This window comes from Vibrio sp. 10N.247.311.12, assembly GCF_041467515.1.
In the GTDB taxonomy this organism is placed as follows: Bacteria; Pseudomonadota; Gammaproteobacteria; order Enterobacterales; family Vibrionaceae; genus Vibrio; species Vibrio crassostreae_C.
In genome coordinates, this window is the sequence record NZ_JBFSUV010000056.1 from 21,922 (window position 1) to 34,584 (window position 12,663).

Sequence of the window (12,663 nt, forward strand, 5' to 3'; positions counted from 1 at the left end):
TAAAGGCTTTAATGTTGAAGTGATATTTATAAAAGACAACTACTCAGAAGCGCCAAACCCCTCTTTTGCTCGTTCAAAGTCATAATTATCTAACGCACTTCGAACATCTTTGAGAACAACAGAATGTGGATACTGTGCCAGTAACTCAGTCACATATTGAGTTGCATCGTTATCATAAGCATCCAGCAGTGATAGCAACTGAGCATGCTGTTCTGACGTGATGCTCGGTGAATCAGAGGTATCAGCAAGACTCGCATCGGCTTCTTCAGTACTTGTCGTATTGAATCCCCCAACACCAGACACATCAAAGCTGATCTCAACTGCTTTAATCAGTTCGATTAACCCAAGTTCGCCTTGCTTAAGATCTGCTTCATCACACGCCTTGTTATGCGCTTTGCTTTCTAAATCACTGAGTAACTCTGCCAATCGCAATCCACCAATCGAAGCTGCCATGCTTTTTAAGGTATGTAGATTACGCTCTAACGTCTCCCAGTCGCCTTGTACTAAGTTATCAAAAGCATCCGACATAATGTCTGGCGATCCTTGGCAGAACCTATCAAGCATTTTGGCTTGCAGCTTCACATCATGATAAGTCAGTTGCTCAAACCTCGACTGAGAGAAAACAGGCGGCTCAATTTGGGGATCGGAGTGCAATTCCGCACTCTCACCAGAATCACCTGTCTGGATCGCATCTGAAGAGGTGTCTGATGGCGCTCGACCTTCAACTAAGACCTCAGGAACAATGTATCGAGTAATCAAAGACATCGCTTTATCAATAACAATAGGCTTATCCAAGAAGTCCGTGATGCCCGACGCCCTCGCTCGTTGTTTCGCATCAGCAAAAACATTGGCTGACATTGCAATAATCGGTACATCTATATCGAATTCACGAATCAAACGGGTAGCTTCAAAGCCGTCCATAATCGGCATTTGAAGATCCATGAAGATTATTTCGTAGTCGTTGTTTTTAGCTAACTCCAGCGCTTCCTTTCCGTTTTCAGCAAGATCGGCATTTAATTTAGAGCGACTGAAAAATGCTAAGGCGAGATCTTGGTTCAGCTCATTGTCTTCAACCAATAGCACTCTTTGCCCTTTGAACTCTATCTGATAATCCAGTTGCAACTCTTGAGCTTTGAAGTCGGCTAACGCATCCGAGCTTGAGCGTGGCAATGTCAGTACAAAGGAGAACTCACTGCCTTGCCCGTAAACACTCTCTACCGTAATTTGACTGCCCATCGCATGAACTAATTTCTGGCTAATGTTGAGCCCAAGCCCTGTACCGCCAAACCGACGTGTCGTTGTGGTATCCGCTTGGCTAAAGGCTTCAAACAGCTTGTGACGGTTCTCATCCAAAATGCCTATCCCGGTATCCATCACACTCACTCTCATGGTTAGGCTGCTGTCGTTCGAGTCAACATGCTCCACCGTTAATGCTACGCTGCCTTGTTCCGTAAACTTAATCGCGTTGCCCACAAGGTTGAGTATGACTTGGAACAACCTCAAGGGATCGCCTTGCAGTGGCGTGTCTAACTCTGGGTCGATGACCATCGACAAATTGAGTTGTTTCTCAGCTGCTTTCGATTCCATCAACTCAATCACATCTTTAAAAGTCGTTGCGGGATCAAACGGGACGTTATCAATAACAAGTTGCCCAGCTTCTATCTTTGAAAAATCAAGGATGTCATTGATGATACCGAGTAACGAATGGCCAGAACGGTGCACTTTCTCAATATAATTTCGAGCGACAGGATTAGATATTTCGCCAATCGCCAGATAAGACAAGCCAATAATGGCGTTCATTGGGGTTCTTATCTCATGGCTCATATTGGCTAAGAATTCCGATTTAGCTTGGCTCGCCAAATCGGCTCTCTGTTTCTCTTCTTCCAATTGTTCGTTAAGGCGCTTCATTTCTGAAATATCGAATGCCCAAAATAGTGTGGCGACTTCACCATCAATCTCAAAAAGATAGTAACTGACCAAAGCAACAAATCGGGTTCCATCAGACTTTCTGAGTACTAACTCCCTATTTTCAACTTTACCGTTAAGGTCGAGCTCTTCATGCACGCCATCACGAACGCTCAGCGAGTCATGGATAGCGGCAACGTCGATAGAAGACAACGCCTGATCTTCCACGCCAAACAAACGTTTTGCCGTATCGTTCGCGTAACGAACCTCTTCTTCAAATACCACACTAGCTGCAATTGGAGAGCTATTTAGCATGTTGTAGAGTTGGTTCTGCGCCTTTTCCAGAGCTTCGGTCGCTTCCTTAGCAATACTGATCTGCTTCGCTAATTTACGATTCCAGAAAATAATAAGAAGAAGGATCACCAGAGAAAAAACCGAAATAGTGTAAACCAATTGATAATCAACTCTTTCTATCGCTTTGGGCGCCGCCCACTTCGCCGATATCTTTTGATGTTCTTCAGCAGAAATACTCTCAATCGCCTTATTCACAATCGAATAAAGCAAAGGTTCAGATTTGATGACATGCAGAGTTGGCGACAGGAAGAAGTCTAACCGGCCGATGATACCAACCCCTCGATAGCCAAATGAATCAATGAGGTAATTGAGGACATCAACAGTGTCGACCATGCCGTCTAAGGTTTTATCATCCAATCGGTTGAGCCCATCGGCCGTGGATTCTACCTCTACCCACTCAACGTTCGGGTACTTATCTAAAATCGCGTTAGTATTTGCCGCATTCTTCAATATACCGATTTTCCAACCATCAGCTTCTTCAAGTACCAAGCTACTAACGTCTCTTCTCGATGCAATGGCCAAACGACTTGAAAACAAGCTTTTAGCTGCTTTGACGTTATCTCCTAACGAACGATTCTCTTGAGCTGCTGAGACCAGTTCCACTTCATGATGATCAACCAAGCTTCGGGTCTCAGACCAATTCGCCACGTCAACATGCTGAATACTTAGCCCTGTTTTTTGTTCAATCAGCGTTAGATAATCATCAATCATCCCGATGTATTCACCGGTATTGGATACCGCTTCATAAGGTAACGAATTCGGATCGATACCTATACGTACATCCGGATTATCTTTAATCCACGCCCTCTCTTTTTGGCTTAGATTTAGGATCTCTCCAGTCAAGTTACTCGCTTGATAAACATCCGCAATATAGCGTTTCACCGCATCTCCGAATGAACTAAATTGTTCGACAGATGGAAAATAAACATGGTTCCGCTCTAACGAATTAACATCAAAGTAGAAAGTCATCGAACCAGAGTTGATACTCCCTCCCTTGGTCCTATAATTCGCCACCTTGGTGACTGATGAAAAGTGAGAGGTATTTTTCTTCTCTCCATATTGATCAACTAGGTTGCCTATGTACCAAGATTTGATCGGGCGACTATTGTTATCCGCTTGTGCGGTGATCACCTGAAAAGAACTGTCCGTGTCGAAAATTTCAAACACTTCCGTCAACTCTTCAAAGCGGTCGTTGACGATAAAATACGCAGATATTTGCGCGATAATATTCGCTTTTTTAAGGACTAGGCTTAAATCACTCTGAACCTGCATCTCGATAATTTGGTTTAAGCCGTCATCCTCCTGTTTAAGCCTTTTAATTGCGGCATTGAAGCTATCTCTGATTTCTTCACTCTTAAAGTCCACATAGATCGGATACTCAACTTTATACTCGTCATGTAGCGTTAGCTCTGCCATTTCAATAAAACGAGTGTTGGTGATAAACCACTCTAGCACTCTTCGTTCAACCATTAGCAGGTCAACATTTTGAGCCCTCAACTGCGAGAATGCTGATTCAAGATCTTCGTAATCTTCAATACGATCAATGTCTAACTTACTCTTCAGAACTTCAACAGAGTTTTTAATTGTGGATGTTTCGTCGAACAATAACGCCCCTAATGATAGGTCTTTTGGGGATTGAAGTTGGAGTTTGCGGCGAGTTAGTGAAACAGGAACAAACTCAACATTAAAAACGTTATCACTTAAAAAGTGCGCATTAGGATCATCAAACTGAACACCAGAAACAAAGGCTATAGAATTATTGTTATCGATGGCTTTTTTAGCGGCGCTAGGTGGAAGTGTGACAACGTCACCTAGTTTATATCCCATGTCATTCAGTGCACGCTGAAGAATGTCGTACTGTAGCCCGACTGCGGTGCTGTCTGGGTAAATATACGGAGGGTTACCAAAGCCAAACACGCCTTTTAGCGGCACTCGATAGGGGGAACTGTCTAGCCACTTCGATAAAATCTTGTTCTTGTTATCAACGTCGAAGGTTTCAATCTGTTTGTTGATTAGCGTCAGCAGTTCTGGTTCATCGGTTCGAATCACCATTGATGCTTCAAACCTTTTCCAATGCTCCAGAACATAATTTACCGCTAAATCATGAACGCCAATCTTTTTCGCAAGATCCATAGTGGTGATAGGTTCACCGACCATGCCTTCGACATCCCCGGCCCCTAACGCACGTACTGCATCAATAACGTTATCAAAATTCACTCGCTCAATAGAACTCAATTTGACACCGGCTCGCTCCAAATCGATATTTTCGTTAACCATCGCAATACGGCGTTTATTATTTTGATCTAGGTTTCCATCGAGTTTGTTGTCGATGGGAACAATCACTGCGACCTGATAAGGAATATAGGGAGCACTCGCAAGAAAACGGCCACCTTCACTTGGGTCGAACTGTTGGAATGGAAATACATCGCCTCGCCCGTCGACTAACGCGGCTTTAGCCTCGACACGCGAGTTAACTGTGACAAACCGAACATGAACACCAAAACGCTGTTCAAGATCTAATGTCCAATCTTTGATGATCCCAGAAACCTGCCCATCATCATCGATGAATGAGTAAGGATAATGGTTGGCCAAGACAACAAAAGTTACCGTTGGTTGGTTTCCCAACCACTGATTTAACTCAGTATCTGTTACCTCAGCAGCATTCGTAGATCGCATTAGCAGCGACCACACCACAAGTGTAATGACCAGAAAAACAACCAAACGATTTAGCGACAACATCAAGCCATCACTCATCTCTAAATTTCTCTTTAATTGCTAGAATCTCAGGTAACTTCAGAAAAAACACATCAACGATAGTTGGATCAAAATGTTTGCCTTTCTGTTCTTCAAACAAGTTCAGCGCCTCATCAATACTCCAAGCTTTTTTATAAGGGCGCTCTGCGGTCAGGGCATCAAACACATCAGCAACAGCCGCAATTCTTCCAACCAATGGGATACCTTCACCAGCTATCTGGTTTGGATAACCACTGCCATCCCATTTTTCGTGATGATATTGCGCCACCTGAATAGCCATACGCATCAGTTTGGAATCACTCTGCCTACCAAGTATATCAACACCATATTCGACATGCTTTTGCATAATTGTCCACTCGTCGGCGTCCAATTTACCCGGCTTGAGTAATACGCTATCAGGAATACCGATCTTGCCAATATCATGCATTGGTGCTGCATCACGCAACGTCTCGGCATCTTCGTCAGTCATTCCCAAGGCTTTAGCTAGCACTTCACAGTAGTGACTCATACGCTTAACGTGCATGCCTGTTTCATTGTCTTTAAATTCAGCAGCTCTACCCAGTATGTTCAGTGTTTCTAGCTTACCGAGATTGATCTCTTGAGTTTTCTCTTTTACCTGACTAAACAACGCGCGTTGTTGGTCATAAAGTGCGATATGCGTTTTCACACGCTGGAGTGCAATTGCAGGGGTTATCGGCTTGGTTAGGTAATCGACAGCCCCCAAGGAGAGTCCTTTTACTTCGGCTTCTGGACCAATTGTGGCGGTCACGAAAATGATAGGAATGTGAGCCGTATTCGGCTGAGCTTTAAGTTGGCGGCACACCTCGTAACCATCGATGTCAGGCATCATGATATCAAGGAGGATAAGGTCTGGCTGCGGCACCATCTTCGCGATCTTGATACCAATTGTGCCGTTAATCGCTACTTTCACTTGATAAGTATCTTTGAGTATTGCCGTTAACACATCCAAGTTACTTGGGGTGTCATCCACGACTAACACTATAGGTTTCCGACTCATTGATACCTCGTATACAAATCAAACAGTTATAACCCTAGTGTAGAACGATTTCCAGAGGTTAAGTAGAAAAAAAAGCAATTGATTTTCAAAAATGAAGAGTAGATCTGTGAGTGACTTCAAACTGGCGTTATTAGAAGTACGACCAGTCAATATTACGTCAGTTAAGTTATTATTATACAAGGGGAATTACCTTTGCATTGTAACATTTCACTAACAACACAGATACTATCCGAAAACAAAAAGAGCTCCTCATATGGGAGCTCTTTTCGTTCAACGGCTAGAAAGCAAAACAACCGAGTTATTCAGTAATCTAACGACCAGAATAATACATACAGATTCGAACACCATCGAACTCACGAATCTCAAATGGGATCTCGTAGATAGACTCCATCACTGATTTTTCAACCACTTCCGAAACCTTACCCGACTTAACCACTTTGCCTTTCTTCATCGCAACAATGTTATCTGAGTAACAAGAAGCGAAGTTGATGTCATGAATCACGATAACGACCGCTTTATTGAACTCATGCGCTAAACGACGCAACGTCTGCATAATTTCGACCGAGTGTTTAATATCAAGATTGTTCAGAGGCTCATCTAAGAACACATAATCCGTATCTTGCGCCACAACCATCGCGATAAACGCCATTTGACGCTGACCGCCACTCAACTCATCAAGGTATTTGTTTTGGATGTCAGTAATGCCAAGGTGTTCTAGTGCTGTATCGACGATCTTATGATCTTCGTCTTTCAAGCGACCTTGAGAGTGTGGGAAACGACCAAAACAGACCAATTCACGAATCGTAAATCGCATGTTGATGTTATTTGATTGTCTTAACACGGCAAGGTGCTTCGCTAGCTCTTTGGTATCCCACTCAGCCAGTAACTTATCGCCAATGACCACTTCACCCGCGTCGCTGTCTGTTAAGCGGCTCGCCATTGAAAGCAGTGTACTTTTACCCGCACCATTTGGGCCAATGATAGAAGTCACTTCGCCTTTCGGGAACATAGCACTGGCATCATCAACCACGAGTGACTTGCCATACTTCTTAGTTAAACCTGTTAATTTAATCACTACTTACTACCTTTACTGAATTCTGGTGCGTAACAACAAGAACATAAAATACAAACCACCGACCAAGTTAATGATCACACTCACTGTGGTTTCAAACGCCATTACTTTTTCGATAAACCATTGGCCTGAAACCAATAGAACGACCGCTAACAAACTGCTTGCGATGATAAGCACACGATGTTGATAAGATTTGAATATCTGACGAGCTAAGCTCACGGTGATTAAACCAAAGAACAGCACTGGGCCAACCAAAGCAGTCGATACCGCGACCATCACTGACACAATCACCAAGGTAATCTGAGTCAGTCGTTTGGTGTTCACACCCAAGCTTGTTGCGTTATCAACACCAAGCCAAAGTACATCAAGCTTAGGCGCTAACAACCAAAGGCCAAGCAAGCTCAAACCCAAAGGAATAAGGCTGAGGTAAACCAACTCGCCTTTCACGTTATTGAAACTTGCGAACATCACATTCTGCAGCACCGCGAACTCGTTCGGGTCAATCAACATCGCCAAGAAGTTAGACAAACTCGAGAATACGCTGCCACACACGATGCCTATCAACAGCAGTGTGAATACGTTGTTTCGCTTGCTCTTAAAGTAGAAATGGAACAGAGCAAACGAGAACAAGATCATCACAGTCACAGACATCGAAAAGTTTGCGATCGAGTCAATCACCCAGAAGCTAGCACTGCCAAACACAAACAGAAGTACCGTTTGTACCAGCATATACAAGCTGTCAAAGCCCAAGATGGAGGGGGTTAGAATTCGGTTATTAGTAATGGTTTGGAAAACCAATGACGACGCCGAGATCGCTACCGCCGCCAACACAATCGACAGCAATTTTGGTAGGCGCAGAGACAAGAAGAACTCGTAGTTATCCCACGTCAGCCCCTGCCCGATGAATAGCGCTGTCATACCCAAAGACGCGATAGCCAGAATCGCAATTTTTACTGAATCACGCATTCGACTTGTCTCTCATGATTAGGTAAATAAAAATCATGCCACCAAAGATGCTGATTACCATCGAGATTGGAATCTCATAAGGGAAGATGACGATTCGAGCTAGCAGGTCACAAGCCAACACCAAGATCACCCCCCAGTAGGCAGTCCAAGGCAGAATCTTCTTCATGTTATCGCCCATCATCAGCGACACGATATTCGGCACGATAAGGCCAAGGAATGGGATAACACCAACGATCATCACCACAGAGGAGGCACTGATAGCCACTAACGCAACACCAATGAAGACGATCTTCTGATAATTCAAACCGATGTTTTTCGCGAAGCTCTCACCGATGCTCGCCGCACTGAACTGGCTCGCGAAATAGTAAGCCAATACACAAGCAGGCACCGCGAGATAAAGGATTTCATAGCTGCCCTGCAACACGCTCGCAAAGTTCGCCATAGTCCATGCCGACATGGTTTGTACTAAGTCGTACTTATAAGCAATAAAGGTTGTTAGAGACGAAACAACGTTGCCATACATAATGCCAATCAAAGGCACCAATACCGCGTTCTTAAACTTGAGGTGTTGTAGGAAGCGAACCAATAGCATGGTGCCAAACACTGCAAACGCGAAGATAAAGCCTAAGTAGCTCCATTGCGCAGCATTGCCTAGCACTAGAATGCCGACAATGTAACCCAACATCGCACAGTCAATGGTGCCCATCGTCGAAGGCGCGGCAAACTTGTTCTGTACGATTTGCTGCATGATCAAGCCAGAAACACTCAATCCCGCTCCGGCAAGCACGATCGCGAGTAGTCGAGGGATCCGACTAACAATATAAATAGAGTTGGCGTGTTGGTTGCCATTGAAAAAGTCACTAAAACTGATTTCAGCGACTCCAATCATCAATGACGCAACGCATAACACAACAAGAAATACAGCAGCTGCAATGGGTTTCAACATAGAAATAATACTAAAGGTAGGTCTCGGGTAGCCCGTATAAAAAAGTGAAAAAGGGCTTATAAGAACACTCTTATAAGCCCGAAAATCTGATGGTTAGTAACTATTGAATCGTACGTTCAATGTCACTAATCATTCTGTGAATCGCCGTCACACCGCCACCAGCCAGATACCAAGCACTTGAATCAAGGTAAACGATATTGCCGTGCTGCGCTGCAGGTGTTGCCGCAACCAGTGGGTTATCAAACAGTTGTTGAGCGCGACCTTCTGATTTGCCAATCGCTTTTTCGCGGTCAAGCACGTAAAGCACTTCCGGTTTTGCATCAGCAATGTATTCAAAAGAGATTAGGTTGCCGTGTGTTCCTTTGATCGGAGCCACAGTTGCACTCTTTGATTCCACGAAACCAAAGTCATCAAAGATGATTGAGAAACGGCTGCCTTTGTTGAACATCGCAATGTTGTTACCGTTGTTCATTAGCATCATTGCTGAAGTTTCGTCAGACGCTACTTTGTCGTTTACCGCTGTGATAGAAGCTTGAGTCTCTTTAATGATCGCTTCGACTTCAGCTTGCTTACCAAAGATGTCGCCTAGCACACGCCAGTTTTGCTGAGCATCAGCCCAGTACTTGTCGCCTTCAATAGAAAACATGACAGTAGGAGCAATTTGTGCCAGTTTGTCGTAAACCTTAAGCATGCGGTTTTCCGCGATGATGATGTCAGGCTTCAACATGTAGATAGCTTCAAAATCAGGTTCGCTTAAAGAGCCTGTATTTGCCGTCGTATCTTTGTACGAAGCTAGGTAATCAGGCAGCAAGCTATGAGGCGCGCCAACTGGCTGTACACCAATTTTATCGAGCACGTCTAAGCTACCGTGGCCTAGAACCACCACTCGCTGTGGTACTTCAGTAAATTGCGCTGTGCCTTTCACATGCTCAATGGTGACGGTTTCCGCATGCGCGGTCATCATGAATGATGATGCTAGAACGATGGCAAGCCCGCTCAATAACTGGCGAACTGAATTGATTGTTTTCTTCATGTTTCTTCCTTTGCCATTGATACAAACCACCACTCATGACAATGAAAGTCACATTACTCATAGACGAGCATGGGGCGTACACAACTGCTAAATAACGATAATTTAAAGTCTGTCATTGGATTGACAACAAACTTGTAACGCAAGTGAGAACTATTATCAATTATATTTGCACTAAATTGGCGATACAACAACTTTATTATTCAGAAACGTAAAAGTGAGTATTCATATTTTGCGTAGTCAGGAGAGGTATTAGGAATCAGAAATATCAAAAAGACGCGAAGAGGAAAATACTCATCAACCTGAAGAAAAAAACAGATGGGGAAAGCACCCAAAAACCCTGTAATTACAACGCTGAACCCCAAAATCATGGATTGTAATTTACAATGTAAAGATCATATACAACAGAGACTTAATCATCACCAAATTAGCTGATCAATTAAACCCACTAATGACAACGAATACGAACAGCTGAAAAGCCAAGACTCAGTCAGATATCATGGTCAAATCCCTGACCTTCGCTCATTTAACCTTCAGTAACCGATGGTAAATCACCCAAAAATATTTTTGAATTTAATTCAAAATAGGGTTGTAATTTTGAAAACTAGGCGTATAGTTCGCCACCTGGCTCTAATCTATAGAGCTGTTAATGCTAAAGTAAGTCCAAGTTCCACATAGACAGTTCTCGATTCCCTCGTTACACCATCTCTGCGTCAGCTTTCACCCAGATAGTCATTCAATAGCTTTTAAATTCGATCCTACTACCGATCTATCGTCATTTGCTCTTTTGTCAGCGAAGTCAGAATAGATCGAGCACTTAAATACAAATGTAATAAACACAAGGCACAGTTATGTCACGCAGAACAACACGACAAACCCATTGGTACCAACTATCACGCGAAAAAACAGTCAATAAACTAAAAGGTAATAAATGCTCAAGATTAAAATAGATTTACACAAAGAAGAGATTTCATGGGTCACCGAGATTCGACAGCTCAATAGCGATATACTCCACCGCCACATATTGCCCAAGCTACAACATCACAGCTATCTCATCGACTTTGAATTTAATGAACGAGAAAGCATCGGAACTATCGTTTCAGGCAACGGAAACACCCTAGGACATTTCACACTCCTATAGCATTTCCCAAAGGCTACAAAAGAAACACCATCTAGTCCCAAAGATGTAAAAGATGTCACCCTCAATTCGCTCTAGCAGAACAAAATAGAGTAGAAGTAAAACAGATCTGAAACCTAGCCCTTTTTGCATTACACACGCGGCTAACGCTAGCTAGGTTATCGTACTTCTATTGAAACCAACTTATATCAAACTCTAAATCACCATTGAGTCATTATCAGTGCATTCATGGACTAATAAGTTAACGGCATCGACCTTAACTTCTGATCAAGAGTATATAAGTGTTCTGCAGCTTGCATGTGTTGAGGGTAATCACTGAACTTCTCACGATTCTCCTCATTCATCTTACATGTCTCATCCACCAGCATTAACTTCCAATACAGCTTCGTTGTATGCAACATCGCCAGTAACGGTTTGAACACCTCTTTCTCATAAGCTTGAATCAACTCTTCAATCAACTCGTCACGTTCGTCTTCGCTTGCGATTGAACCCTCGGTTGCCGACAACACTTTTTGATACTTCAGGTTTTGTTGCAGCTTATCCATGACCGTTTGGTTTTCTTCCGCTAAGTCAACAAGCTTCGACTTAATGATGTTTACCCAATTCGCTTGGCTCAGTACTGTGTCATCAACGCTGGTAAAGTCTTCTCGTATTTGTCGTTCAACATCTTTTTGAGCTTTCTTTAAAACCGCACGCACCTTTTGGAAAGGCAGCTGATACTCCTTACTTAGCTCGATAATCAGTTTATGAAAGCCACCATTTGGAAGGTGTAAGTTTTCTTTAAACGTCGCCATTGCAGCTTCTTGCTGTTCGGTAAGGTGAGTCATTCTGTTTCCTATTCTTTATCACTTATGGTGCTGAGCCCGCGATCATACCATTATTACCCTCGTTTTTTCGGTAACTTGATCAGTTACACCTCGCTATGCCGTTAAATTCTCTCAGCCCTTTCTCTTTTGGCTAGTTATTAACCCACTTGGCATAAAATGGTAAATCTCTATCGGCGAAAGTTCGTACATTACGCGCTCAGGGGATATCGCCAGACAGGAGTCGTTACTTACATATGAAAGACAAGCGCGAGAAATGAGAAAACAGATGACCTATTCAGAATACAAAGAATCCGATTTGCATAAGTGCGTGAGCATTGGTTCAGAAGCAATGGTATCCATCGCCCAATTTCGAACAATCGCACCATTGAAACCGGTGAGATGATTAAGATCGATGAAAACACGATTCAAATGGACATCGTCTATACATCTGGTGAAACAGCGACTCTAACGGGCATCAAAGACGGTCAAAACGTTACCTATTACATGGATGGTCAGCTTGTATCGCAAACAACTATCGCTGAATTAGAGAAGATTCAAGGTACTGAAGCTTAAGGTTCATCGCCCACACAGAGTTCAAACTTAAAGAGACTTTTGAGCTCATAATCGAGTAGGAGGAGGCCTCACGGCCTCCGTCCTCTCACACCACCGTACAA

Annotated in this window: 8 protein-coding genes and 1 pseudogene; 2 read left to right on the plus strand and 7 right to left on the minus strand. The window is 43.4% G+C overall.

The window, feature by feature from the left end; translation table 11 throughout:
• Positions 1-39: 39 nt before the first annotated feature.
• The 6 genes from AB6E30_RS19910 to AB6E30_RS19935 form a co-directional block, all read right to left on the minus strand.
• Positions 40-4,935: an ATP-binding protein gene (locus tag AB6E30_RS19910; RefSeq protein ID WP_372104979.1), complete on the minus strand. Its 4,896-nt coding sequence runs from the start codon at positions 4,933-4,935 to the stop codon at positions 40-42.
• A gap of 70 nt (positions 4,936-5,005) precedes the next feature.
• On the minus strand, positions 5,006-6,031 hold the full coding sequence (locus AB6E30_RS19915) for an HD-GYP domain-containing protein (protein WP_029235511.1): 1,026 nt from the start codon (positions 6,029-6,031) through the stop codon (positions 5,006-5,008).
• Between the two features lie 310 nt (positions 6,032-6,341).
• Positions 6,342-7,106: an ABC transporter ATP-binding protein gene (locus AB6E30_RS19920; protein ID WP_017066723.1), complete on the minus strand. Its 765-nt coding sequence runs from the start codon at positions 7,104-7,106 to the stop codon at positions 6,342-6,344.
• 12 nt (positions 7,107-7,118) lie between these two features.
• A complete protein-coding gene (locus AB6E30_RS19925) occupies positions 7,119-8,069 on the minus strand; it encodes an iron chelate uptake ABC transporter family permease subunit (RefSeq protein ID WP_017068462.1) in 951 nt (316 codons plus the stop codon).
• Positions 8,062-9,015 carry an ABC transporter permease gene (locus AB6E30_RS19930; RefSeq protein ID WP_017061896.1) on the minus strand — a complete coding sequence of 318 codons (954 nt, stop codon included), beginning with the start codon at positions 9,013-9,015 and terminating at the stop codon, positions 8,062-8,064. Before AB6E30_RS19930 ends, AB6E30_RS19925 begins: the two co-directional genes overlap by 8 nt.
• Positions 9,016-9,115: 100 nt before the next feature.
• Positions 9,116-10,048 (minus strand): siderophore ABC transporter substrate-binding protein, encoded by a 933-nt coding sequence (locus AB6E30_RS19935; RefSeq protein ID WP_017066720.1) that lies wholly within the window; start codon positions 10,046-10,048, stop codon positions 9,116-9,118.
• A gap of 928 nt (positions 10,049-10,976) precedes the next feature.
• Here AB6E30_RS19935 and AB6E30_RS19940 point away from each other — a divergent pair.
• The gene (locus AB6E30_RS19940; protein ID WP_004731601.1) at positions 10,977-11,186 is read left to right on the plus strand and encodes a hypothetical protein; all 210 of its coding nucleotides are present in this window, start codon (positions 10,977-10,979) and stop codon (positions 11,184-11,186) included.
• A gap of 230 nt (positions 11,187-11,416) precedes the next feature.
• On the opposite strand, the gene AB6E30_RS19945 is transcribed toward AB6E30_RS19940, so the two are convergent.
• Entirely contained in the window at positions 11,417-12,010 is a 594-nt protein-coding gene (locus AB6E30_RS19945; RefSeq protein WP_017061898.1) for a hypothetical protein, read from the minus strand.
• Between the two features lie 342 nt (positions 12,011-12,352).
• Between AB6E30_RS19945 and AB6E30_RS19950 the strand changes: the two are divergent.
• Positions 12,353-12,562: pseudogene (locus AB6E30_RS19950) on the plus strand (hypothetical protein); the annotation flags it as partial.
• Positions 12,563-12,663: the final 101 nt, after the last annotated feature.